Here is a 26,468-nt window from a genome sequence, read left to right as displayed (position 1 = left end):
TGCTTAAGATGTGTTTCAGGCCTAAAACATTTCGAAAAACAAATTAACTCTCTTGAAAGAGGATACCGTCAGATGCAATCACTTGCCAATCGGTTGGCGATGCAACATTTCGTCAATGCATATACGCAAGAAACTGGCAAAGGTCACTTGCTAGATAAAAGTCAGCAAAGTCCACAACAACAAGCGTTTAGCCAAGGTTTGACGCTGTTATCAATCCCTATCCATTCTATTCAAGCACAATGTAATTTTCCTTTATCTTATGTCAGTCGAGTTGGGCGACATCGTTTAGAAAATCTTCCACAAATCATTATTCAGGGTCAAATCAAGACATTCAGTCCTGTTGCAATCGTCGGGCTCTTGCTTGAAGAACTGGTTTTTGAGTCTCCTATTTCCTTAGATGCAGCATCTTTGTTAGAAAAATGGATTCAGAGTCGTGATGCACTGCAACAGTTTTTAGTACAACGTGAAGATGATTTTGATGACTTGGTCAAAGCTGGGCAAAACTTTATTGAAACAGAGCAAGCACTAATCCTCGGTCACAGTATGCATCCAGCACCGAAAAGTAGAACAGGTTTTGTACATGAAGATTGGTTAAAGTTTTCACCTGAGCATAAAGGTAAGACGCAACTTCATTATTGGTTAGTGCATCAAGATTATATTTCCGAGGGCAGTGCAACAGATGAAGCTATTTCAAGTCAGCTCAAAACTGCGTTGCAATGGTATTTGTCAGAAAGCGATCTTAATTTATTAAAAACGCATGCGGAATATAAACTACTGCCTTTGCATCCATGGCAGGCACGCTATTTACAAAGCAAACCTTGGTTTGAGCGTTTAAAGCAAACAGGTCAATTGGTTGATTTAGGTTTGCGTGGCTGGCAATTTTCTCCGACGACTTCGATTCGAACACTTGCAAGTTTTAATGCACCGTGGATGGTTAAGCCGTCGCTTTCGGTGATGATTACCAATTCAATTCGTGTCAATTTAGCCAAAGAATGCCATCGTGGTGAATTAACCCATCGTTTATGGCATAGCGAATTTGGTCAGAATATTTTAAAGCAATGCCCAAGTTTAAAAGCGGTGAATGATCCAGCATGGATTGCTTTAAAAATTGATGATGAGGTGGTGAACGAAAGTATTTGTATTTTCCGAGATCAGCCATTCCTTCCTCAACAACAAGTAACCTGTATTGCATCTTTATGTCAGGATCATCCGAGTAAACCACTCAATCGTTTCAATGCTTTATTCGCAAAAATTGCAAAAACACATCACGAAACCGATTTCTCAGAAATCGCTTTAGATTGGTTTAATCGCTTCCTTGAAGTTAGTTTGCAACCTTTGATGTATGTATATCATCGTTACGGTATGGCTTTCGAATCACATCAGCAGAATGTGTTGTTGGAACTAGAGAACCATTTCCCAAAAACCTTATGGCTACGTGACAATCAAGGTTTCTATTATATTGAAGAGTTTGCGACTGAAATTCTAAAAGCACTGCCTGAGCTGAAAGAAAAGGCATTTGCTGTAGGCCCTAAAGATTTTGTGGATGAACGTTTTAGTTATTATTTCTTTGGCAATACCTTGTTTGGCGTTATCAATGCGATTGGCGCAACAGGTTATATCACTGAAGATGAATTACTGGAGCACCTAACAACTTTCTTACAAGAGCAGTTGCAGCAATATCCTGAAAGTACCTTATTACAAGGATTATTGTTTAATGCAACATTACCTTATAAAGGTAACTTGCTAACACGTTTACATGAATTAGATGAGCTCATCGCACCTGTCGAAAACCAATCTGTCTATGTAGAACTGCCAAATCCACTGCGTATTTCACAGAAGGATGTCAGTTATGCTTGATTTCATTGGTATTGGTTTAGGACCTTTTAACTTAAGTCTGGCGAGTCTTTTACAGAACAAAAGCTCACTTAACTATGCATTCTTTGAGCAAAAGGCTCAGTTTGACTGGCATGCGGGAATGCAGTTACCCAATACGGTATTGCAAGTTCCATTTATGGCAGATCTGGTCTCGATGGTTGACCCAACCAGCCCATTTAGTTTCTTGAATTATCTGCGACATCAGCAACGTTTATATAAGTTTTATTTTTTAGAACAACCGCATATTCCACGTTGCGAGTATAACCATTACTGCCAATGGGTTGCAGAACAGCTTGATTGTATCGAATACCAATCTCGTGTCTTGAAGATTGAGCCTCAAACAGTCGGTTTCAAAGTTCTTGTGGAATCGGAGGGTGTTCAGCAAAGTTATTTATGCCGTCATCTGGTCATCGGTAGTGGGAATGTACCTTACCTGCCTGAATGTTTGAGCAAAGTTCAGCAATTGCAACCACAAAAATGTCTGCATTCTGCGCAGTATATGACACATGTCGATACAGATTTACACGGCGACGTGGTCGTACTTGGCTCAGGACAATCCGCTGCTGAAGTCTTTATTGATCTGTTTGATGAGCAGCAGGATGTGGTTAACCATCAGTTCGACCTGCACTGGTTTACGCGTTCTCAAGGTTTTTTCCCAATGGAGTATGCACCATTAGGACTGGAGCATTTTAGCCCAGACTATGCACAGCACTTTTATGATTTACCGGTCGAGAAGAAAGAACAGCAATTGCAGCAGCAGGCATTGTTGTATAAGGGAATTAGTGCAAAAACTATTCGTGAAATCTATCAGAAACTTTATCACCGTAGCATTGCGGGTCAAAGTTTGCAGACACATTTACATAGCCAATGTGATTTGAAAGATGCAGAAGTATTAGACACACAAAAAATTCGACTACATTTCCAACATCGTGCTACGACACAGGCTTTCCACTTAGATTGTGATTTCATCGTTGCCGCAACAGGTTACTTTACACCTGACTTTGGTTTTATGCAGTTAATTAAACCTTATATTGAATTTGACCATAAACAACGTTGGCAAATCACTGAGGATTATCGAGTTGTGCATCATCTGAATGGCCATATTTTTGTTCAAAATCAGGAAATGCATAGCCATGGCGTAGGCACACCAGACCTAGGGCTTGGTGCTTATCGTGCAGCCACGATTATTAACCAGTTGCTTGGCGAGTCGCTTTATGAACTTGGTCAACAAGCACAGACTTTCCAGCATTTTGGACTTACCCAAAATCCCAAAATTCAAATGGCAGATGAACAAGTACTTTCAGCAGATGGTACTTCCGAAAAAGCTGTAAGCCAAAACCACTCTATTTTAAAGAAAACAGAACAAAGCACGATTACAGCACATACAGGTAGTCGTTGTGCAAATACACGTACACAAACTGTGTCTGTACATTCAACTTATGAGAAATTGATATGAACTTTGCAACTTTAAAAATTAATCAGCAGCAATGGCGTGCCGCTGGGCAGCGTCTCATAGAGATGGCGATTGCAGAGTTTCTATATGAAGAAATTATTGAAGTTAAAGCCTTATCAGCAGGACGTTATCAGTTAGATCTAGGCAATCGTCATTATGAATTCCAAGGACACCAATATTTACTTGGTCACTGGAATATTCAGGAAGGCTCAGTACGTGATGTAAGCAATGGCCAGCAGAGTGATCAGCCTGCTTGGAATTTGCATGAGTTTATTGTTGCAATGTCTGATAGCTCAGATGTAAAGCCATTTACCAAAGCGTATTTGATCAAGGAAATGAATAATACTTGGTTGGCAGAGGCACATTTGTTTAATGAAGCACGCTTACCAAGCCGCGCAGTTTTGACTGAACCACATTATAAAGTTGAAGGTATGTTACGTGGTCATCCTTGGTTGATCATGAGTAAAGGGCGCATGGGCTTTGGTTATGATGACTATTTAAGCGCTGCACCAGAATTATCACCTGAAGTTAAAGTCTTATGGTTGGCAGTACATCGTGATTTGGCTGAGTTCCGCAGCACACAGCAGTGGGATGCATGTGGTTTATACCAACATGAGTTTGATGCAAATGAGCTGCAACAATTCATCAATATTTTGAAAGAAAAAAACCTAGATCCGCAAAATTACTTTTTAATTCCTGTTCATGCTTGGCAATGGCATCAGTGGTTGGTTCCAACGTATGCCAATGAAATTGTAGACCAAAAAATTATTGAGTTAAACATTAGCCAAGATAGCTATGTGCCAATGCAATCTATCCGGACATTATGCAATACATCCAACCTACAACGTCATTACATTAAACTGCCAGTAAGTATCTTTAATACCGCTGTCTATCGTGGATTGCCGTCTAAGCGTAATCTTGCAGCTCCAGCAGTGACTGCATGGTTAAAGCAAATTCATCAGCAAGATCAAGACTTACAGAATACCGGTGTGATTTTCTTAGGTGAAATTGCGACATTGACGATTCATCAACCATGTTTTGACCAAATCGAAGGCGCACCTTACCAATTTAAAGAATTGTTTGGCTGCTTATGGCGTGAAAGTGTTGATCGCTATGTTGATCAATCTCAACAAGTGCTTTCTCAGGCAGCACTTTTGCATCGAGACATTTCAGGTCAATCGATCCTAAGTGTACTGATTCAAGCATCTGGTTTAAGTCCTTTGGCTTGGTTAGCACAATTTGCACAAGTCTGTTTGAGTCCGTTATTGCTTTGTCTGTATCGCTATGGTTTAGCTTTTTCACCACATGGCGAAAACACCATGTTAGTGCATGAAAATGGTGTGCCAAAAGCATTGGTATTAAAAGACTTCATTGATGACATCAATTTGGTTGATGAGGATTTCCCAGAGTTAGCTCAATTGCCGTCTGAAGGTGATTTGTTATTACGCCATGATGCTACTGATTTAAGTCATTTCATTTTTACAGGACTGTTCATGGTGCATTACCGTTATATCTGTAATGTATTTTTACAAGACTATCCTGAATATTCAGAACTTGATTTCTGGCAGACCATTTCCAACACCATTGTTGCATTTAATCAACAACATCCAGAGCTGGCTGAACGTGCTGAAAAATTTGCCATGTTACGCCCAACGTACACCAAAATTTGTTTGAACCGTGTTCGTTTATTTACCACCAGTTATAACGATGAAGCAGAGCGTCCAGTTCCTGTTTTCCTTGATCCAATTGCAAATCCAGTCAGTCCCGAAACATTGGCGATATGGTCAGCTCAGCAAGCTGAATCTAAAGCGGGTTAAGTCTTTTACTAAATTTATAAAGGTTCGATATGAAAACAATCTCTCAGCAATTACCAGATTACTTTGAATACCACGAAGATGGCACACAATACTACTTACGCCAAGTGCAATATCCACAAGATATTCCTTTGCTACATCAGTGGATGCATGAGCCGCACGTGATTCCGCAATGGCAGCTGAATAAATCTGAGCTGGATCTGCAGGTTTATTTCGACAAGATGCTAGCAGATGACCATCAACGTCTATTGATTGTGGGGGTAGATGGTAAAGATGTGGGCTATACCGAGATCTATGAAGGTAAACGTGATCGTTTAGGTCGTTATTACGATGGTGATGACAATGATCTAGGTTGGCATTTATTGTTTGGTGATAAGTCGGTGTTTGGTAAAGGCTTTTTACGCCCAACCATTCGTTTGCTCAGCTTCTATATTTTTGAACATTCACAAGCGAAAAAAATTGTGGGTGAGCCTGACCATACTGTTAAACCTTATGCCGCTGTGGTCGCAGAACTTTGCTATGAGACTCAACGTCTCATTCCTATGCCAGAAAAAACGGCAATGTTGTATTACTGCTTTAGAGAAACTTTCTATAACAAGTTTGGTGAATATTACCAAACCTCACAACAACAGCTAGCTGATCAGCCAGCCAAAATCCTGAGTGTTACATGAGCCTATCCATCAATGAGATGCATATCTTGGACATGCGCTTTGCAGCGCATGTCTCAGTGGCAGAATTTGAGCAATGGTTAATGCATATTCAACAATATTTCGAACAAAAAAGAAATTTTGTGCTGATTATGCAAACCGAACCGAACACTGAATTTCCCGAAGAATATCGGGTCATTCAGGGGAAATGGTACAAACAATATAAACAAGATTTTTATCAATATTGTTTAGGCCTTGCCCGAATTGCCCAAGATGAGGCAGATCGTATTCGATTAGACACGCCAGCTTTGCAAAAAGCTTGGCATGTTCCTTATTTTGTCAGTGTAGAAAAAGCCGATGCCGTGCAGTGGGCGATGCAGAGGTATTCATGAATCAACAAATAATACCAGACAAGAGTTTACCTATAAAAACAGTCTCTGCACTGAGTTTATCGGTGGTGGTCGTACTGTACCTTGCACATGCATTACCGCTGTACTTTTACAATGTTGCCTTACCTGCGATTTTGCGTCATCAAGGGGTCGATCTACGCTGGATTGGCATGTTGTCGCTGCTGTATATCCCATGGGCATTTAAGTTTTTTTGGGCACCCTTAATTGATCGTTTTTATTTTAAGGCACTTGGTAAACGTAAAACTTGGCTTTTATTCACCCAAATTGCATTGGTTCTGGGTGTCGTTGCCTTAGCTTTGACACAATTCGATTATGGTTTAAGTGTATTTGTCATAGTCGGTTTGTGGATTTCAACCTTTGCCGCAACCCAAGATATTGCGATTGATGGTTATACCGTTGAAACCTTTTCTGAATCTGAATACCGATTAGGCAGTATGGCGCAAAGTATTGGCGTGGCACTGGGCAGTATGATTGGTGGTGCTGCAACTTTGTGGCTTTATCAATTGTATGGTTGGCAAACAGCGCTGATTTGTTTAGCTGCAATGACAGCACTGACCATGCTTGCAGTGTTTCAAATTAAAGAAAAAACCAATACTGAAAAAATTGCCAAGCAAGCGCCGAGTCTGATCCGAGCCTTTAAGCGTCCTGAGATGTTATGGGCTTTGGCTTTGATTGTCTGTTATCGCGTAGTTGAAGCACCCGCAATGGCCATGCTCAATCCGATGTTGATTGATCAAAAATGGTCATTGGCAGAGATTGGTGTACTGATGTCTGTGATTGGCGCGGGCATTGGTTTATTGGCGGCAGTGACAGCTGCGTTCTTACTAAAAAAAATAGCAGCAACACAATTACTGATTTGGGCTGGTTGGGCACGCAGTTTGGTGTATGCCTTACTGGGCATCGCGGTCTTACTCAGCTGGTTTAATCAGTGGCACATGTTATTGGGGCTATTTGTTGTAGTTATTTTGGCGATTCGTTATATCGCGATGACTGCTTTATATGCGCACTTCATGCATACCAGCTCTAAGGAGCAAGCTGGAACAGACTTCACTATTTTGGTCTGTTTTGAACTCCTGGTTTATTTCATTGGCGGTGCAATGTCTGGTTTCTTGGCCAAAGCATTTGGTTATGGAAATTTCTATCTCATTCTCGCAGCAGCATCTGTGTTGAGCGTCTTGCTCAGCCAAGTGTTAATCCACAAAGCAAAACAAACGGAACAACTCACCTAGGGGTAATTTATGAAAGTACGTTCACTTTCGACATCATTAACGCTGTTAAGCTTAGCAATCAGTACTCAGCTATATGCTCAAACAGTTGAAACAGATGCATCTGTTCAAACGACTGCTGCTGTAACAAGTCAGAAACCAACCCAACTTGCACCTATTGTAGTGACAGCATCGCGTTCAGCACAAAGTATTGCTGAAATTGCAGGTACGGTGTATCGCATTGAACAAGAAGATATTGCAAAACAAGCCGCTGCGGGTAAAAGTACAGCAGATATTTTAGGTTTACTCGTTCCATCGCTAACACCAAGTTCTGGTACAACCAGTAACTATGGAATGACCATGCGTGGCCGTACAGTCCAATATATGATTGATGGCGTACCACAAACGGGTTCACGTGATAGTTCTCGTCAATTAAATAGTATTAGCCCAGATATGATTGAGCGTGTTGAAGTTGTGTCTGGAGCTAGTAGTATTTATGGCTCTGGTGCAACAGGCGGGATCATCAATATCATTACTAAAAAAGGGTCGACTGAGGGTGTTCATTTTGAATCAAAACTTGGTGTAACGTCAGGCGATAACTTTAAAAATGATGCTTTGGCTTATGAAGCATATCAATCTGCTGCATTTAAACAAGGCGATTGGAATGGTTTCTTAGGAGCAAGCTACACCAAACGCGGTGAGATTCAAGACAGCCACGGTGACCGAATTGGGCCTGAAGTTGCACAAACGGATCGTCAAGATACGGAAACTATCGATGTTAATGGTCGTTTAGGTTGGCAGTTTGCTGACAAGCAAAGTATTAGTGTTGGTGCGCAATATTATAATGATGAACAAGACAGTGACTATGGTGCAGATTACGGTCCAGGCTTAGCTGTTTTATTGGTTAAAGGTGCAAAACCAAGCCAGAAAGCAGTTAAAGGTTTGGAACTTAATACTCAGCCAAGAACGAAACGTGCAGCTGTAAATGCACAATATGAAAACCAAGATTTTCTTGGTCAGACTTTAAATGCAGAAGCATACTATCGTACAGAAAAAGGTCGGTTTTATCCGAGTGCAAATGCTTTAGCACATACATCCATTCGAGGTGGAGGAACATATATCGTCACCCAGTCTGAAACAGATATTGACGTATTTGGTGCACGATTAGCTTTACAAAGCAAATTAAACCTTGCAGAACGGGCTTTAAATTTAACTTATGGCGTAGATTATGATAAAGAAAAAGGTAAGCAAACAGCGCAACTTTATGATCTAAATACTTTTATGAGTAGTAATGGTCTGAAGTTCAAGCCTTTAAAAAATTATGCTTTTGGTCCTGATGTTGATACGGAGAAGTTAGGTTTCTTCTTGCAGAGCCAATTTGAAGTCACTGATCGTTTAAACCTTCAAGCAGGCGTTCGACATGAGCGTATTGATAGCCAAGTACAGGACTCTGTTCCTTATTCAGAAGCGATGGTTGCAGACCTTGTCTCAGGATATAGTCCTAAAACTTTAAATGGTGGTTCGGTCAAGCATGATGCTACTTTATTTAACTTAGGTGCTGTTTATCATTTAACAGATGCTCAACAAGTCTTTGCTAATTTCTCTCAAGGAGCAAACTTACCTGACGTACAACGTATGTTGCGAGATGTACCTGCAAACTTTGTTGTAAGCAATCAAACGATTGATCCAATTAAAGTGAATAGCTTTGAGTTAGGGTGGCGCTTGCAAGATAATGCTTTAACTACGGGGCTTACTGCGTTCTATAACAAGTCGGATAAATCTTTGAAATTTGGCCCACCGAACTTTGCAATTGAAGTCATTGATACCGATGAACGTGTTTATGGTCTAGAAGGTAATGTGAAGTATGCTGTTACCGATACATGGAATATCGGTGGTACTTTGGCTTATACACGTGGCCAATTTAAAAATACAAATGGAAAATGGCAAGAGTTAGATGCGATTCGTGTAGCACCGTTAAAAGGTACTGTATATTCAGATTGGCAATTTAATGATGGTCTAGGTTTACGCGTTCAAACTCTTGCTATTGGTGGTACAGATAAAGCGCGTAAAGATGCAATTGAGTATGGAAGCCGTCCACCAGCAGAAATTAAAGGTTTTGCAGTGATGGATGTAATTGCTAATGCAAAAGCAGGGCCAGGTACATTAGGGTTTGGTGTATATAACGTTTGGAATACAGATTATAAGTCTGTATACAGCCAAGCAGTTTCGACCGTGTATGGCGATATTTCTAGCTTGCCTGCACAAGGCCGTACTTATGGTTTGAGCTATACCCTCAAATACTAATCTAATCAAAAAGGCATCTGTTTAGATGCCTTTTCTTTTGATGAATTTCATGATGAACAATAATTTAAAGTTTTTAGCACTTGCTGCTTTGATCAATGGAACTTGTTTTTCCATGATTCTCCCTTTACTTGCCCCATTGACACGACAATTACATTTATCTGAATTCCAAGGTGGTGTGATTGTTTCAGCAGGGGCAATCTGTATGGCGATTGCATCGATCTGGATTGCGAAAAGGAAAAGTCAGCTATCTCCTAAGCAACTTGTTAATTATGGCTTTTGGGGAATGACCTTTACTTGGGCTATTTTCACTTTGATTCTGTATTTTGGAACACAAGCGATTTTACCCACGTTATTGATTTTTATCTTACTGGTATTGAGTCGTGCTTCTACAGGCATTTTTATGGCTTTGCCACAAATTGGTCTGCAAAGCTATGTAATGACACATGCGAGTGAAGCTGCTGATCGTAGCAAGCAAATGGCGATGTTTGGTGCGATGAATAGTTTTGGGATGATTATAGGACCGTTTGCAACCTCAGTTTTATTGTTTGGTGGTTTGCTTTTCCCGATGTGGATTGCTGTGGTTTTACTTGGCTTAGTCAGTATTGCACTCGGCATCCTATTTAGTAAAAATCAACAAGCTCAAACGGAGTCATTTAATCACCAACAAGATAAAGATGATACACCAGCGCATGAATCGATTCTCAAACAAAGTTTTATTTGGCTGGTTTTAGGTTTTGTCACTTATGTTGCAATTGTGACTTTAAACATGACGGCAGGTTTTTATATTCAGGATAAGTTTTATCTCAGTAGCCAACAGAGTGCAGTTTATTTTTCTCAATGCATGTTGGTTGTCGGGGTCTGTTTGGTGCTAACCCAGCTTTTAATCGTGAAAGTGTTTAAACTCAAATTAAATAGTTTGGTGATTATTGGTTTGGTCACCATGTGTTTTGGTCTATTACTTTCACTCTACGCACCTACAATCATTGTATTTCAGGCCAGTTATATTTTTTATGGTATTTCTGTGGCGTGCTTATTACCTGCATTTACTACAGGCGCTGCCCAAGCGGTATCTCAGCAATCACAGGTTAAAATGGCAAGTTTTTGTACGGCGACACAGGCATTAGGTTTAATTGTTGGCCCCTTACTCAGTACATTTTTGTACCGTTTTAATACCCATTTCCCATTCTATTTATTACTGTTCTTAATCCTATCGATTGGCCTTTATTTTAGTTGGATGTTGATTCGAAAAGAAGCTGAAACTGCATTGCTACTTGATGAATAAAAGGGATTTTGGTTAAAAACAACTCATCTTTTTCCTCATAATGCAAGTATTCCGATTGTTTCAGTCATATATTGCTGTGACAAGTCGCCTTTATGCTTATTTTTTAACCAAATTTATTTCATTTATTGACGTTTTAGATTTTAAAGGGATTTTTTATGTACCCTATAAAACGTCATAACAAGATAGATAAAGGAGTAAAGATGCTTATTTTTCATGATTATCCTGTTCAAGGCGCACTTTTTGACATGGATGGAACAATGTTTGATACCGAGCGCCTGCGCTTCCAGACATTGAAACAGGCATCAAAAGAGCTGATTGGACAGGAATTTTCAGATGAATATTTGATGCAGTGTCTCGGTTTAAGTGCCAAAGCATCGGAGCAGCTGGCACAAAAGTTTTATGGTACAGATGTTCCTTATGCCGCCATTCGCAAACGTGCGGATGGAGTGGAATTGGAGTCTGTACGTAAAAATGGTGTACCGATTAAAAAAGGGTTGGTTCAAGTTCTGGAACGCTTAAGAAAATCAGGTTTAAAAATGGCAGTTGCGACCTCCAGTCGTCGTGCGATTGCAGAAGAATATTTAATTAATGCCAATGTTTATAAATTTTTTGATCTGTTGGTCTGTGGGGATGAAGTAGAAAAGGGTAAACCGCATCCAGAAATCTTTTTAAAAGCGGCACAGAAACTAAACCTACAACCGCAACAATGTCTAATGTTTGAAGATTCGGAAAACGGGATTTGTTCGGCCTTTGATGCTGGCGGTATCACGATTTTATTCAAAGACATTAAAGAACCCAATGATCATATGCTCTCTAAAGCAAATTTTTACTATCAGGACATGTATGACTGTCTGAATGCTTTGGATCAATATATTCCTGAAATGGGCATGCCACAATTACAAGAATTATTTCCGCAAAGTATCAATCAATTGACTGTTGGGATTCATGGTTTTGGTGCCATTGGTGGGGGCTATGTAGCACAGATCCTGTCCTATTGGGATGGTTATACACGGCCAAAACGGATTCTGGCCTCAACTCGAAATCGTCTATATTTAGAGTCAGTGAACAGTTTTGGCAGCTATAGTATTCGATATGGACAGTCTTCCTATGATGAGCGTATTGATAATCTCACTGTGATTGATGCTGACCATGAACAGCAGATGTTAGAGATGTATATGCAATCCAGCCTGATTGCACTGTGTTTGCCAGAACAGGCAATTGAGTCCGAGGCGAAAACGATTGCGAAGGGACTATTGGCCCGTTTTATGTCAGCAGATGCAGACAATAATGAGCCCATTACCTTTTTGATTATTTTGAATAAAGTGTGTGCAAAATATTTGGTCTTAAAACATATCCGTGAAGCCTTACTGACCATGACGGATGAAGATATTGCAGAACATATTTTAAGTGAACATTATTTTTGCGATACCGTGGTCAATCGTATGGTGTCAAAACTGACTGATCAAGCCTTATATCGTCAGCTCAATATCAAGCACAATTTATTTAAACAATATCAAAATGATCTCAATCCAGAAACGATTGAACTTTCAGAGGAAACCGCTCTGACTGAAAAGCAAGAACAGCAGATTACCCATTGTTTAGAAGACATGCGTGGGCAGTTTCAAACAGGGCAATTCTTACAAAATATGGATTTGATCCTATTCCATAGTGAAATGGATATGCCGATTTACGTGGAAAATCGCAGTCCATTGTTGAGCAAAATGCGTCAAATGATTTTAGTTGATCAGATTTCTGAGATTCAAATTATTAAAAATCGACTATGGAATGGCTGTCATGCCATGTTGGCGTGGTATGCCAGTGCACTTGGACATGAAACCATTGGTATCGCTATGGCAGATCCAAAAATCATGAAATATGCAGAGCAGGTGGTCAACGAAGTTAAATTGGGTTTGGCCAATATGATTCCCAACCAAGCCAAAGAACTGGATCGTATGGCGGAAAGTTTTCTGCATTCTTGCCGAGCTGCCTATAAAGATCCATGTGAACGTGTAGCCCGTGATCCGCTTAGAAAACTCAATCTGAATGAGCGGGTTTTAGGTAGTTTAGAATCTCATGTGCAGCAACAGCTTCCATACCAGAAGTTAATGCAAGGTGCAATTTATGGCTATGCCTATGCGCTGAAAATGCTTGAGCTGGACGAAATTAAGATTGTAAAACATGTCCAGACCAATATTGAACATATGGATATTACTGAAAATCAGAAGAAAGCCCTATTAAACCAGCTCTATCATGGGATTCAGGCACAACTCAATGATAATAATACGTTCATGTCACAGTTGGAGGAGTTAAAACCTCTTTCTGCATAAGAAGCAATGATCACAGTGAAAGTGCCTTAACTTCTATCTGGGTTTATGTTTGAATAACACAACGTTAAACAGAATGCTGAAGTTGTGTTATTACAAGCAGAGACCCAGTTGATTGCGACCGAAATGCGTGATTATCCCGAATGGCATTTGGGGCGTTCAGATTATGGGCTTTGGTATATTGAGATTGATCAACCTGAGTTGATTCACTATTTAGATGAAATCCAAGCACAATTTTCAGGTCTATTGCTTCCTGCACATCAACGCCAATATCACATTACTTTATTTGTTTGTGGTTTCTTGCAGCCTGCTGTTAAGCAATACGATGATGATTTTCAGATTCAACAATTACAGCAGCAGATCAAGCTGATTGAAGCATTACAGCTCATACCTTTTGAGTTGGAAATCACGCAAATAGATAGTTTTAACAGTGCCTTGTTCCTGCACATTCAAGATCAGCAGGGCGTACTCGCCCAAATTCGTCAGCAATTTGCTCATGTATCTGAAGAGATCGCAGCACTTGAATATTGTCCGCACATTACTTTAGGTTTGTATCGTGAAGCTTGGCCAAGTGATAGGGTATTGCAGCGGATACAACAACTTTCGATAAAAACTATGAAGATTCAGGTCAAAAAACTGACTTTTGGCTATTATAAGGCACAGATTTTACAAGGATTACTGTATCCTTATCGGCAAATTGAACTAGGTTAGATATGTTGCAACTGATTTTAGGTGGGGCGCGATCAGGTAAAAGTCGTTTGGCAGAACAAACCGCCAAAGAGACAGGTTTATCCGTCATTTATATTGCAACTGCGCAGGCTTTAGATGCAGAAATGCAGCAACGTATTGCACATCATCAACAGCAACGTCCAGCCCATTGGTACGTGCTTGAAGAACCGATTTATCTGGCAGATCGACTCTTGCAATGCGATCAAGCCAATCAGCTGGTTCTGGTCGATTGCTTGACCTTGTGGCTCAGTAATCTGTTATTGGCTGAAGACCCAGCCTTGCAGCAACAACAGATGCAAAAATTATTCGAGGTCTTACCACAACTACAGTCTCAAATTATTCTGGTCAGTAATGAAACTGGGCTTGGAGTGGTACCGATGGGGGAAATCAGCCGTCGTTTTGTGGATGAAGCAGGGCGATTGCACCAGACCTTGGGGCAACTCGCCAATAAAGTCGTGTTTTGTGTGGCAGGCTTTCCAATGATTTTAAAAGATGAGAAATAACATGACTGAACAAGCACAATGGTTTTTAGCCGCCGCTCAACAACCTGATTTAGATGCAAAACAACAAGCTGAACAACGTCAACTGCAATTGACCAAACCCACAGGGGCTTTAGGGCAGTTAGAGCAGCTTGCCATTCAATTGGCGAGCTTACAGGGCACAGTACATCCTCAGATTCAACAACCTTGGATCACTATTTTTGCTGGCGATCATGGGGTGGTTGCAGAAAACATTTCAGCCTATCCGCAAGCTGTGACCCGTCAAATGCTGCAAAATTTTGCCTCAGGTGGTGCAGCTATCAGTGTCATTGCCAAACATCATCATGCACATTTACAAGTGGTGGATTGTGGAACTGTAGGTGAGGCCTATGATTATGTTGGTGTTGAGCGCCATTGTATCCGTGCAGGTACAGCCAATTTTGCTCAACAAGCTGCAATGACGGAACAAGAGTGTTTTGCAGCATTACAACTGGGTAAAGACAGCGTTGATCGCGCCAAAGTACAAGCTGCTGATATTTTTATTGCAGGTGAAATGGGGATAGGCAATACCTGTTCAGCTTCAGCACTGGCATGTTTATTGTTGAACGAAGATGCCGCACAAATGACGGGTGTGGGTACTGGAATTAACAACCAACAGCTACAACATAAGATCTCTGTCATTGATCAAGCGGTGAAGCGACATCAAATGGATGTTGCAGACGATGCTTTAAAAATCCTGGCTGCTGTTGGCGGCTTGGAAATTGCTGCAATGACGGGTGCTTATATCCGCTGTGCGCAACTCGGTATGCCAATCGTGGTGGATGGTTTTATTAGTTCGGTTGCCGCTTTATGCGCAGTACGCATTCAGCCACAAAGTCGTGAATGGATGCTGTTTGGACATCAATCGGCTGAATATGGTCATCAGCGTGTGCTAAAAGCCTTAGAAGCTCAGCCTATTTTAAATATGAATTTGCGTCTTGGCGAAGGCAGTGGTGCAGGAGCTGCACTGTCGATGCTACAACTTGCTTGCGTGCTGCATAACCAAATGGCTACCTTTGCTGAAGCTGCTGTAACAGGTGATAAAGTTGCACCTTGATTTGCTGCGGCATGGTGAAACCACACTCAGCCATACTTTGCGTGGACATCTCGATGATGCCTTGACTGAACATGGTTGGTTGCAAATGCAATCCACCATTCAGCAGTATCTTGATACTCAGGTACAGTGGGATGTGATTATCAGCTCGCCCTTGCAACGCTGCCAAAAGTTTGCGGCCGTATTAGCCAAACAACTTGAATTGCCTTTGCTACTCAATGCTGAAATCAAGGAAATGTATTTTGGTGATTGGGAAGGTATGACGACACAAACCATTTATGAAACGGCACCTGAGCGATTGGCTAATTTCTGGCAATTTCCAACCCAATATCATGCCCCGAATGGGGAGTCGTTGCATCAATTCCAGCAGCGAGTTATGCATGGTTTTACTGAAATTTATGTTCAAATGCAGCAACACAACTGGAACAAGGCATTGGTTGTGACGCATGGCGGGGTAATTAAATTGTTGACTTGTTTGGCACGTCAGCAAAAGCTGGATGACCTGTTAGTCATGCCCGCAGAGTTAGGAAAGTTATATGCTTTAAACCTAACCCAAGTTGACAATCAAATTCATTTTTCTGAAATGACAGCAACTTAGTAGTCACAAAATCTTATTCTATTTCCAGTATTTGCTTGGATCATGTAATCGAATTGTCATTGCCACTGCCTATGATACATGGCATTTCTTGACCTATAAGCAAATCATTCATGAATATATTATTGAAAAGCAGTGTGTTATGCGCAAGTATTGTATTGGCGGCATGTAATAATGACGATCATTCAGAATCGAAAACTACACCAGAAAATAACGCTGTATCAAAATATTATCAGACTAAAACGCCATACCAACCACAACAAGATCTCAAAAAATATGAAGCCATTCCGCAAGGATTTCAGCCTGTATTTACTGAACTGGTTGCACGTCATGGCTCTCGCGGTTTATCCAGTATTAAATATGATTTAGCGCTGTATAACCTTTGGAAACAAGCCAAAGCTGAAAATGCACTCACACCTTTAGGCGAAAAGCTGGGGGCAGATTTGGAAAGCATGATGAAGGCCAATATTCTTTTGGGTTATGGTGTGGATGGCATCCGTCAGTTTGGCTATGGCAATGAAACCATGCAAGGTATTCAGGAACATCGCGGTATTGCTGATCGTTTATTGCAACGACTTCCCAATTTATTTCAAGCCGCAGCACAGCAACCTGCATCAATTTTAGTACAGAGTTCAGGGGTAGATCGTGCGGTGGATAGTGCCAAATTTTTCACTGCTGAATTGATCCAACAGCAACCGCAATTAAAGGCACACATCACCCCAATTTCATACACCAATTTAGCCAGTAGTAGTGTGCCAACAATTGAAGATGGTGGAGTGGATCGTTTTAAACTTTATTTTCATAGTTTGAATAAAGAGCAAGATTTAGTACAGCCATTATCAGTACAACAACAGGCGATTTACGATGCCAGTCAAGCCTATCAACATTTTGAAGAAGATGATGCAGATCTGCTCAATAAGTTAAATGAACTTACGAAAAATAGCCGTGCTGAACAGATTGCAATGAGCGTATTGAATCCACTGTTTAAAGCAGAGTTTATTAAAAAATTGGGAACCACAGGCTATGTATTTAGCAATACGGGTTCATATAGCGTCACTTCACCTAAAGGTGAAACCATCACTGAAAAAGGCAAGGGTAAAAACAGTATAGCCAGTGCTGTAGATGCTGCAGCTTATTTATATGAGTTATATTCAATTTCTGGCGGTATGAAAACTGAACTGAAAGGTGTTGATTTTGATCAATATATGCCTGTAGATGCAGCAAAATTTTATGCTGAATTTAACGATGCCAATGATTTTTATAGTAAAGGGCCAAGTTTCAATGAATCGAAGAACGTCACCAGTGCAATTGCTCAGGGTCTAAAGCAGGACCTATTTAAGCAAGTCGATGCGATTGTAGATCAGCAGCAAGCACATCGCGCGGTATTACGGTTTGCCCATGCCGAAATTATCATTCCATTGGCGACCAGTTTAGAGTTGCACAATATGATGCAGCCTTTACCATTACGTCAAACTTATAGTTACAACAGCAGCACTTGGCGAGGTGAGGTGGTATCACCAATGGCAGCGAATCTACAGTGGGATATCTATCAAGACAAGCAAGGCACAACCTTGGTGAAGATGTTCTATAACGAGAAAGAAACTTTATTTAAGTCAAGTTGTAACTATGCACGTTATAGCACTAACAGTTTTTATTATGACTATTTAAAGCTTAAACAATGTTATCAAATTCAATAATCTAAGATATTTAGCCTTTTCAATTGGGAATAACTTGCTATTCCCAATTTTATTTCTTCATAATCCATGCATGATGAACCTGATGTGATTGAGAGGTTGCATGACACCTTTTTGGATTGCCTTGCAGTTTTTGACCGTTTTACCAATTGAACTCAAAACGATGCCAAGCGCAAAGCAGAATGGTCAGGCCATGCTGTTTTATCCTTTAGTTGGCTTGTTGCTTGGGTTGATTTTGTTTACATCTGCGATGTTATTGGCAAAACTTCCGATCATCTTGAGCTCAGCACTAATCCTCGTACTCTGGATTTGGCTGACTGGTGGACTACATCTCGATGGTTTAGCGGATACAGCCGATGCATGGGTCGGTGGATTTGGTGATCCTGAACGAACCTTGAAAATCATGAAAGACCCTGCGTGTGGTCCAATCGGGGTACTGAGTTTAGTCGTCGTTTGCTTGCTGAAATTTGTGGCTTTATACGTTTTGCTTGAACAACAAATGGCTGTTTTTTTAATCGTCTTGCCTATGCTTGGGCGCAGTGTGCCACTGTTTTTATTCCCTACTACGCCTTATGTACGTGCTCAAGGCTTAGGCTGTTCTATGACAGATTTTATGCCTAAAAAACAATTTTGGACGGTTTTTGTCATTACAATGGCATTGCTTTGTATGTTTAAATGGCTTGGGTTAATTGCTTTACTGGTTTTTTTAGTGATGCTTTTTTATTTGCGATCAGTATTCATTAAACGAATCGGCGGAATTACAGGAGATACTGTGGGCGCTGCAATTGAACTGGCTGAAACTAGCGTGCTTCTCAGTGCTGTGGTTGCTTCGTTCTATATCATTTAGAAATTGATCGCTTGAGTTGGCGTGCTCCTCCTGCAAACAGAAGGATCACTTTAAAAATGAATGTTAACGTTTACGCAATTGAACCAAGAAACCCAGTACAGCGAGTAAGGCAACCAGTGCTGCAATTGTAGCCAGAATGATATCTCGAAGTGTTTTATCTATTGGCAACCATGTCCATTTATGCAAATAAGCAAAACTAAATCCTTCTAAGGCATCTTGTTGCGTGACCTGAGCTGCAATCACACCGCTGCTCGGTTCAATATACAGTCTGAGTTGATTCTCTAAACGAGTTTCAACCTTGATCACGGGTAAGCGTTTGTTGATAAACCCATATTCTCCTCCAAAACTTGTCACCCATGAGGCCTGTTGAACCTGTTCTGGTTGTAAAGCTAAATAGCTTGCGGCTAATTGTTTGCTTTGTTTAAGAATATCAAGCGCTTTACCATTACCAGCATCTATAAACTGAATCGTGGGAGCTATTGTTTTAGTCGTGTGATGATCATGCGCTTTGCTTGCCGCCGTCATGCTACCTTGCAAAGGGCTTTGTCCAACGGCTTGAATCATCCATGCAGCACGAGTATGTGTCTGGCTAAAGGTGGTTGGAACCAGATCCAGACGTTGAATGGGCTGCTGAGTGACCTGCTGCCATGCTTCGGTACTTAGATCAGCAGTATGGAAAACAGGTTGAATGTTTTTAATATCGGGCTTTTTTTGCCAAATATGATAGAAACCACTGAGCACCCAAAGTAGAATAAAGGCACTTAAACTGATGCCTAAATAGCGATGTAGAAAGCGGATCGGTTTTTTCCCTAGACGGTGATTGCGGTGATTATGAATCTTAAAGAATAAGCCAATCCCCATAAAAAGCATGCACAGTATGCCAATCAAAGCCATTTGCATGAGAATAGTTTGACCTGTCCAAGCTTGATCACCCCACGTCCAGGTATGACCTAAGCGAAAGATTTTTGCCATCCACATCTTTTGATCATTAGACAGCGTGGCCAGTCGTGCTTGTGAAGGATCCACATAGGCACGTAAACCATTTTGAAAATCAACACGCCAAACAGGCAGTAAACGATTCACGCTCGGATAATCATCACTGAATGCGGTGATGATTTGACTGGATACGATTTCCTGTTGAGAGAGACCCGTGTACCAGCGCGCTAAACGCTCGGCATCCTGTTGTTCGGCATTAATCAGCAATTGGCCTGTCTGACTATCATAGTATTCAGCAATCTTTTGTTTGGGCTGTAATATGCGATAGGCAATATGCTGAGCATCTAATTCAATCACCTGTAATGCTGAAAATTGTGTTATCTGATGTAACTTTAAAACATCGGTTGCCGCTAATGCATGTGTTAGATCCAATTGTTGAGATGGAGGCATTCGTTTCACAGGCTGAGGTTGTGTTGCACTCATCATCGGATGCAACACACCTGTTAAAGACCAAAGTAAAACGAGAACGCCCAACACCATCCCAAAACTACGGTGTAAAGACAGTAGTTTTTTCAGTTGTTTGGCATTCATTGCTTATTTCCCGAAATGATAACGTAGCCCTAATAGATAGGTTCTTGGCGCAGCGGGGGTATAACTGACTTGGTTATTACTAAACGAGGTACTTTCTGCATAATGCTGATCTGTGGCATTTAGGATCTGGCCATAGATTTCATAAGCATTTTTACGGTAATTGGCACGCAGATTCAGCAAAGTATGACCATCGTACTTTTCCGTATTGGCATCATTGATCCAATAAGAACCGACATAAACCGCTTCCGCAGAAAGTAATAGCTCAGGTATTGGCTTGATCTGATATTCAAGCGTGCCAAATGTTTTAGGCGCACTTGGCATGGTGTTGCCGCTATAATCTAAAACACTCGAGGGTTGAAACTGCTTATATTCATGTTTGGCCACACTGCCTGAAAGTTTTAAGCGCTGATCATATTGATCACTGAGCTTCCAACTTCCCCCAATTTCAACTCCCTGATGTAAGGTTTTACCTGCATTGCGTGGCTCGCGTGTGTTATCTGGCTTGGTATAGCTCATCACTTCATCTTCGCCTTCCAAGCGATATAAGGTGATTTCACCATCTAAGCGATCATCCAATAATTTAAAGCGCAGACCTGCATCAATATTATTAAATGTGGCTTCTTTCAAGTCAGGTGTCACTAGATTCGCCCCATATAAACTGCTCACCTCTGGCGGTACAAAACCTTGTGACCAATTGCTATAAAGATCAATCGCTGGCGTGATGTTCCAGACAAAACCGACTTGCGGGCTGGCTTTATGAAAATCACGTTTCTCATTCGGTGCGCCTGTGGTTTTTGATGGAATTAATTTATTTTCATAGTCATAACGAATCCAGTCATAACGTGCACCACCGACTAAATTCAAAGTAGGTAACACTTGCCAGTTGGCTTGTGCATAGATGGCTTGGTTATTGACGTCAACATTGAAGTCGCGCAAGCGCTGGCGTTGTTGATAACCGGTATACACCAAGGTATTCGGGTCTCGGAACACCTGAATATCATTGGTTTTGGCTTGGTTGGGTGAATGATCAGCCATCGCCCCAACAATCAGTTTGACCTGATCAAATGCAGCCGAATGCTGAGCATTCAAACCATAGGACTGAAAAGCGTTATAGGCCGTTTGTCCGCTATAGGTGCCAGTCGGTTTGCCATTTTTAACATCGGTGCGGATGTTATAACTTGGGTTTTGCTCGGTGGTATTGTCACGATAATATAAGGTAACTTGACTCTGTTGCTGATCATTCCATTGATGACTAATTTGCGAAGAAAGCCGTGTGGCATCAACTTCACGATAGGTAAAAGTTTGGTAGCTGTATCCAGGTCGTTTGCGATAATCATCCAGATTTAAGCTACCGGTCATATCCGCTTTTAAATGGTTATAGCTGACAATATTTTTGATCTGTGTGGCATCAGAAATGCGCCAGTCATGTCTGAGTGTCACACTTTGTTTATTGCTTTCAGCATGGTCTTGCCAGCTATCACCACGATCACTGGCATAGGCAGAAAGTCTTAACCCATGCTCACCCCATTCGCTATCAAAGGTATTCGATGCACCGACATCGACACGGCGATATCCTTCAGAACTGGCACTAATGCCAAGGTCGGCTGTCGGTGTAGCACTCGGTGCTTTGGTGAGGAAATTAATGGTTCCACCAATCGCATTGCTGCCATATAAGCTACTGGCAGGCCCGCGTAAAATTTCAATGCTATCAATACCCGCCAAATTCACTTCATATAAGGCATTGTGGTTAAACACACCCACAGGACGAATCGAAATACCATCTTCTAAATATTGATAAACGGCTGCTGTGGTAATTGGTTGGCGAATCGACATCATATGCTGTTCATTGCCCAAGTCATTCATTAATACACCTGGGGTTTGATTCAGCACCTGTCCAATAAAGGTTGCATGTTTATCTTCAATGTCCTTGCTGTTAATTTTACTGATCGCAGCAGGGGTATTATTAATCGATTCACCTTCACGACTGGCAGTCACTACAATGGTGGCTAAGGTTTTGGTGGCATCAGATGGTGTAGCTTCTGCAAAAACAACATTACTATAGCCAGCAGAAAGGCACGCAGCCGCTAATACAGACAAACGGAATTGAGTATTCATTTTAAACTCTATAATAAGCAATAAATAAGGACGCACCACCGTTAGTTACGGGGTACGAAGTAAAATTTGCGATTTATAAAGCGAGTGGTGGGGCTTGTTTGGTGGGGAAAATATAAAAGATACGGGCGATGTGCAGATCTTCTGTCCACGTATGGCACAGGCATCGTACGCGACTGAACCAAGCCAGTAGAAATATAATGATGAATGCAATGATTGGGACGATAGCGGCAGCGTCTAGACCATGGGAGCATAAAGGACAATGCTTCATGATTTGGCTCGCCAGTGCATACACGTGTTGTGCATATTCACTGAGCTGAGCATGTTTGACTTGCTGTAGCTGCGATCCATGATGCATGTCGTGCATGCTGTGTTGATGATGACTTGAATGTGTCTGTGACATCAAAGAGGCATTTTGAATTTCTGTGACTTGGCAATGGCTTGGCATTGCATAAAGTGCAGGTACGACGCCTGTATGGACCATCGTTGGTAAGAAGATATGCCAGAGTAAACACAGCAAAGTAATCGCGCCAAAATAGGCACGCCACTTAAGCAAATGTTGACGAAAACTGGACTTCATATCAGCGATACGTCGTAGGAGAAATGTGGCAGCAGTATAATTAAAAAAATATTACACTTCAAAACATATTGGTTACATGTAGGCTGATATTTTTATTAACTAAATGATTTTTCACTAGGGATTCATATAAATATAGAAGTCAAATCATTGGTTCAATCCTAAATTGCAAATGCTTTAAGATCGTACTAAGATAAATAACTTAAAATAAGGAAATGGCATTCTTCCTTTAAAAAACCGCCAATCATTGGCTAATGATGCCTACGTAACCCTGAATTTATAACAATTAAATAGGGTGCGTAGGGTTACGCATTCTATTTTTTGGAGATGCGTATGAAAGGTTCTTTACTAAAGTTTTATCTTGAAGAAAATAAGCTATATAAAGGAAAGCAGCTCTATGAGTGGCTTATTGAAACAGCTAAATCGCTAGGACTCAGAGGTGTAACTGTAAATAGCGGTGTTGAAAGTTTTGATCGACAAGGCCATTTACACTCTGCTCATTTTTTTGAACTGGCTGACCGTCCGATACAGCTTGAGTTTGTCTTAGACACTGAACAAGAGATCTTATTGTTTTCATCAATTTCTCAAGAAAATATTTCACTTTTTTATACAAAAACTGCCATTGAATTTGGAAGTGTGGGAAATAAGGAGAATAATAATGTCTAATATAATTTCAGGCTTAAACATTCCTGATGATTTTTACAGCTTGATTGAAATTCCAGAAAATCATGCACCTGTCAAATACGAAATGAATAAAGAATATGATGCTTTATTTGTTGATCGTTTTTTAAGTACAGCAATGGTATATCCAGCGAATTATGGCTATATTCCGCAAACACTCAGTGAAGATGGCGATCCTTTAGATGTTTTAGTCCTTGCACCATATGCAGTGGTGGCTGGTTCAGTGATTCGGAGTCGCCCTGTTGGTGTCATGTATATGGAGGATGAACATGGTATGGACGCAAAAATTATTGCTGTCCCGCATACTAAAGTCTCTCCTCTATATGAGTCTATAAAAGATATTCAAGACATTCATCCTCTCATTCTGGAGAGGATTAAACATTTTTTTGAACACTATAAAGACTTGGAAGAGGGTAAATGGGTCAAATTTATTGGCTGGGAAAATGTGCAGAAAGCAAAAGAAGAAATTTTAAAATCTGTCCAAGCTTATCCAGTTTAAATAATAGATAAAATAAAAGCCCATGTTGTATGGGCTTTTATTTTGCAGATTAAGCTTAACGTGTTGGTAAGACGTCTTTTAATGCTTCATGCATTTCGAGTAATGCTTTTTCAGTAGTTTCCCAATCGATACAGCCATCAGTCACTGATTTACCGTATTCAAGATCACAGAGGTTTTCAGGAATATCCTGACGACCACCTTTTAAGTGACTCTCCACCATAATCCCAACAATTGATTTGTTGCCATCAAGGATTTGTTCAGTGATATTTTTCAAAACTAAAGGTTGTAAGTACGGGTCTTTGTTTGAGTTGGCATGGCTGGTATCAATCATGATCTTGTTGCTGACTTTCGCTTTTGCCAAAGCTGCTTCCGCTTCTGCAACTGAAGTCGCATCATAGTTCGGCTTGCCATTACCACCACGTAATACCACGTGTGCATAAGGGTTGCCTTTAGTATTGATAATCGCAACTTGACCATTTTCATTCAGGCCCAAGAAGCTGTGACCATGTTTAACCGATTGCATCGCATTGGTCGCAACGGTTAAACCACCATCTGTACCATTCTTGAAGCCTACAGGAGATGATAAGCCTGATGACATTTCACGATGAGTTTGGCTTTCAGTGGTACGCGCACCAATCGCAGACCATGAAATCAAATCTTGATAGTATTGCGGTGAGTTTGGATCAAGTGCTTCAGTCGCACATGGCAAACCTTTTTCATTCAAATCGATCAATAATCCACGGCCGATATGCAAGCCTTTTTCAATATTGAAAGAGTCATTCATGTCAGGGTCGTTGATTAAACCTTTCCAACCAACTGTGGTACGCGGTTTTTCAAAATAAACACGCATGACCAGATATAAAGTGTCTTTTACTTTTTCACTAAGGACTTTAAGGCGATCAGCATATTCATGTGCAGCTTTAGGATCGTGAATCGAGCAAGGGCCAATCACAACAAACAAGCGTTTGTCGTTGCCATCTAAAATGTTGCGTACAGTTGCACGTCCTTGTAACACAGTTTGAGAAGCAGCATCAGATAAAGGGAGGTCAGCTTTCAGTTCTGCTGGGGTAATCAAAGTTTGAATGCTTTTAATATTAACGTCGTCGATATCTGGCTGAGAAACTGGATTTGACTGTAGAGTATTCATTGCTGTCACAAATTCAATCGAAAGAAAAGGTTATTTTGTCTACGAATATAGCATGAAATGCCGATTGATTAACTAGCGAAAAGCATAATTTATGTAGAAATAATCGGCATTACAACGCTTAAACAGTTGTTGTTACATGCTTTGTTTGCTGAACCACAACTGCTTGATGTGTTTCAACTGGCTTTGGTTTAGCCTTAATTGGGTTCACCATAAAGTTCACACCCAAAGCAAATAGGGTAATGCCTAGAATTTTACGGATCAATCGTTCTGGCATACGTGAGCTGATGAGTGTACCAACAATAATGGCTGGAATTGAACCCACCAATAACCACATCAACAGGCTAAAGTCGACATTACCTGAAGACATATGGCTTAGACCAGCAACTGCTGTCAGTAATACCGCATGTACTACGTCTGAACCAATGATACGGATCATAGGAAGGTTCGGGAACATAAGCACTAAGGCCATGATACCGAAAGCACCAGCACCCACAGAAGATAAGGTTACAAAGATACCGAGCACAACACCCATAATCACAATGTAATGACGTTTGTGTTGCAATGCATGCTGTTCACTTTCCATATCCGCTTGTTCACGGTTACGGAACTTGTCAAAGAACTTCTCTATCTGTGCACGGAAGACAATTGAGATACCAGTCAAGGTCAACATAAAGCCCAAGACCATGGTCAATACAGCTTTATAATGGGTGGATTGACTGAGATAATGTTCAAGCACCCAAGAGGTTGCGAATGAGGCAGGAATACTGCCCAAAGACAGCCAAAGTACAATTGGCCAGACAATATTCAGTTTTTTGGCATGAACGACTGAACCACAGAATTTAGAAATCGAGGCATAAAGTAGATCAGTACCAATGGCGATATGTGGTTCGATCTTAAACAGGCTAATCAGGATTGGGGTCATCAATGAACCGCCACCGACACCTGTGATACCGACACAGAAGCCAACCAATACCCCAGCCATAATAAATTCTATAGGACCAAACATCGACAATATGCCTAATTATGCAAAAATCAGCATATCTTATGCTTTTTTTAGATAACTCGTTGTGATGAATAATGATTTGCTTATGCAAAAAAAAGCTAAAGAGAGTCAAATTTATGGCTTTTAAGATCGTCTTTTATTCAGATTAGCTTGCGTTATACGCTGTGATTG

General features: G+C 40.8%; 22 protein-coding genes and 1 riboswitch. Of the genes, 17 read left to right on the top strand and 5 right to left on the bottom strand.

What is annotated here, in order from left to right:
* The first annotated feature begins 72 nt into the window (after window positions 1-72).
* From NDN11_RS09745 to NDN11_RS09675, 15 genes are all read left to right on the top strand, one after another.
* The gene (locus NDN11_RS09745; RefSeq protein ID WP_251109493.1) at window positions 73-1,857 is read left to right on the top strand and encodes an IucA/IucC family protein; all 1,785 of its coding nucleotides are present in this window, start codon (window positions 73-75) and stop codon (window positions 1,855-1,857) included.
* Window positions 1,850-3,331 (top strand): lysine N(6)-hydroxylase/L-ornithine N(5)-oxygenase family protein, encoded by a 1,482-nt coding sequence (locus tag NDN11_RS09740; RefSeq protein ID WP_251109492.1) that lies wholly within the window; start codon window positions 1,850-1,852, stop codon window positions 3,329-3,331. Before NDN11_RS09745 ends, NDN11_RS09740 begins: the two co-directional genes overlap by 8 nt.
* On the top strand, window positions 3,328-5,145 hold the full coding sequence (locus NDN11_RS09735; RefSeq protein ID WP_251109491.1) for an IucA/IucC family protein: 1,818 nt from the start codon (window positions 3,328-3,330) through the stop codon (window positions 5,143-5,145). The genes NDN11_RS09740 and NDN11_RS09735 overlap by 4 nt, the downstream gene beginning before the upstream one ends.
* Before the next feature lie 29 nt (window positions 5,146-5,174).
* Window positions 5,175-5,813 carry an acinetoferrin biosynthesis acetyltransferase AcbD gene (gene acbD / locus NDN11_RS09730; protein WP_167247383.1) on the top strand — a complete coding sequence of 213 codons (639 nt, stop codon included), beginning with the start codon at window positions 5,175-5,177 and terminating at the stop codon, window positions 5,811-5,813.
* A complete protein-coding gene (locus NDN11_RS09725) occupies window positions 5,810-6,181 on the top strand; it encodes a hypothetical protein (RefSeq protein WP_167247382.1) in 372 nt (123 codons plus the stop codon). The genes acbD and NDN11_RS09725 overlap by 4 nt, the downstream gene beginning before the upstream one ends.
* Window positions 6,178-7,428: an MFS transporter gene (locus NDN11_RS09720; RefSeq protein ID WP_167247380.1), complete on the top strand. Its 1,251-nt coding sequence runs from the start codon at window positions 6,178-6,180 to the stop codon at window positions 7,426-7,428. The genes NDN11_RS09725 and NDN11_RS09720 overlap by 4 nt, the downstream gene beginning before the upstream one ends.
* A 9-nt stretch (window positions 7,429-7,437) precedes the next feature.
* On the top strand, window positions 7,438-9,708 hold the full coding sequence (locus tag NDN11_RS09715) for a TonB-dependent receptor (RefSeq protein WP_251109490.1): 2,271 nt from the start codon (window positions 7,438-7,440) through the stop codon (window positions 9,706-9,708).
* A gap of 25 nt (window positions 9,709-9,733) precedes the next feature.
* Window positions 9,734-10,990: an MFS transporter gene (locus NDN11_RS09710; protein ID WP_285292123.1), complete on the top strand. Its 1,257-nt coding sequence runs from the start codon at window positions 9,734-9,736 to the stop codon at window positions 10,988-10,990.
* A 200-nt stretch (window positions 10,991-11,190) separates the two neighbouring features.
* Window positions 11,191-13,317: a bifunctional mannitol-1-phosphate dehydrogenase/phosphatase gene (mtlD, locus tag NDN11_RS09705; protein ID WP_251109489.1), complete on the top strand. Its 2,127-nt coding sequence runs from the start codon at window positions 11,191-11,193 to the stop codon at window positions 13,315-13,317.
* Between the two features lie 84 nt (window positions 13,318-13,401).
* Window positions 13,402-14,025 carry a 2'-5' RNA ligase family protein gene (locus tag NDN11_RS09700; protein ID WP_251109488.1) on the top strand — a complete coding sequence of 208 codons (624 nt, stop codon included), beginning with the start codon at window positions 13,402-13,404 and terminating at the stop codon, window positions 14,023-14,025.
* A gap of 2 nt (window positions 14,026-14,027) precedes the next feature.
* Window positions 14,028-14,546, top strand: a complete 519-nt coding sequence (gene cobU / locus NDN11_RS09695) for a bifunctional adenosylcobinamide kinase/adenosylcobinamide-phosphate guanylyltransferase (protein WP_251109487.1) — start codon at window positions 14,028-14,030, stop codon at window positions 14,544-14,546.
* Window position 14,547: 1 nt separating this feature from the next.
* Window positions 14,548-15,618, top strand: a complete 1,071-nt coding sequence (gene cobT, locus NDN11_RS09690) for a nicotinate-nucleotide--dimethylbenzimidazole phosphoribosyltransferase (protein WP_251109486.1) — start codon at window positions 14,548-14,550, stop codon at window positions 15,616-15,618.
* A complete protein-coding gene (locus NDN11_RS09685) occupies window positions 15,608-16,213 on the top strand; it encodes a histidine phosphatase family protein (RefSeq protein WP_251109485.1) in 606 nt (201 codons plus the stop codon). Before cobT ends, NDN11_RS09685 begins: the two co-directional genes overlap by 11 nt.
* A gap of 110 nt (window positions 16,214-16,323) precedes the next feature.
* Window positions 16,324-17,907 (top strand): histidine-type phosphatase, encoded by a 1,584-nt coding sequence (locus NDN11_RS09680; RefSeq protein WP_251109484.1) that lies wholly within the window; start codon window positions 16,324-16,326, stop codon window positions 17,905-17,907.
* Between the two features lie 100 nt (window positions 17,908-18,007).
* Window positions 18,008-18,751 (top strand): adenosylcobinamide-GDP ribazoletransferase, encoded by a 744-nt coding sequence (locus NDN11_RS09675; protein ID WP_251109483.1) that lies wholly within the window; start codon window positions 18,008-18,010, stop codon window positions 18,749-18,751.
* Window positions 18,752-18,814: 63 nt separating this feature from the next.
* On the opposite strand, the gene NDN11_RS09670 is transcribed toward NDN11_RS09675, so the two are convergent.
* The 3 genes from NDN11_RS09670 to NDN11_RS09660 form a co-directional block, all read right to left on the bottom strand.
* Complete coding sequence (locus tag NDN11_RS09670) at window positions 18,815-20,278, bottom strand: PepSY domain-containing protein (RefSeq protein WP_251109482.1); 1,464 nt, start codon at window positions 20,276-20,278, stop codon at window positions 18,815-18,817.
* A gap of 3 nt (window positions 20,279-20,281) precedes the next feature.
* The gene (locus NDN11_RS09665; RefSeq protein ID WP_251109481.1) at window positions 20,282-22,393 is read right to left on the bottom strand and encodes a TonB-dependent receptor; all 2,112 of its coding nucleotides are present in this window, start codon (window positions 22,391-22,393) and stop codon (window positions 20,282-20,284) included.
* Window positions 22,394-22,466: 73 nt separating this feature from the next.
* On the bottom strand, window positions 22,467-22,970 hold the full coding sequence (locus NDN11_RS09660) for a hypothetical protein (RefSeq protein ID WP_251109480.1): 504 nt from the start codon (window positions 22,968-22,970) through the stop codon (window positions 22,467-22,469).
* Window positions 22,971-23,169: 199 nt separating this feature from the next.
* Window positions 23,170-23,238: riboswitch (Fluoride riboswitch) on the top strand.
* A gap of 62 nt (window positions 23,239-23,300) precedes the next feature.
* On the opposite strand from NDN11_RS09660, the gene NDN11_RS09655 reads away from it, so the two are divergent.
* On the top strand, window positions 23,301-23,633 hold the full coding sequence (locus NDN11_RS09655) for a DUF190 domain-containing protein (RefSeq protein WP_251109479.1): 333 nt from the start codon (window positions 23,301-23,303) through the stop codon (window positions 23,631-23,633).
* Window positions 23,626-24,147: an inorganic diphosphatase gene (ppa, locus tag NDN11_RS09650; protein ID WP_167247353.1), complete on the top strand. Its 522-nt coding sequence runs from the start codon at window positions 23,626-23,628 to the stop codon at window positions 24,145-24,147. Before NDN11_RS09655 ends, ppa begins: the two co-directional genes overlap by 8 nt.
* A 55-nt stretch (window positions 24,148-24,202) precedes the next feature.
* On the opposite strand, the gene NDN11_RS09645 is transcribed toward ppa, so the two are convergent.
* Complete coding sequence (locus NDN11_RS09645; protein ID WP_004653380.1) at window positions 24,203-25,294, bottom strand: 3-deoxy-7-phosphoheptulonate synthase; 1,092 nt, start codon at window positions 25,292-25,294, stop codon at window positions 24,203-24,205.
* Between the two features lie 118 nt (window positions 25,295-25,412).
* Complete coding sequence (locus NDN11_RS09640) at window positions 25,413-26,300, bottom strand: sulfite exporter TauE/SafE family protein (RefSeq protein WP_251109478.1); 888 nt, start codon at window positions 26,298-26,300, stop codon at window positions 25,413-25,415.
* Window positions 26,301-26,468 lie beyond the last annotated feature (168 nt).

The sequence above is a fragment of the Acinetobacter sp. C26M genome (assembly GCF_023702675.1).
Lineage (GTDB): Bacteria > Pseudomonadota > Gammaproteobacteria > Pseudomonadales > Moraxellaceae > Acinetobacter.
Note: the sequence above shows the minus strand (reverse complement) of the source record. Positions and strands in the feature narration are given on the sequence as shown.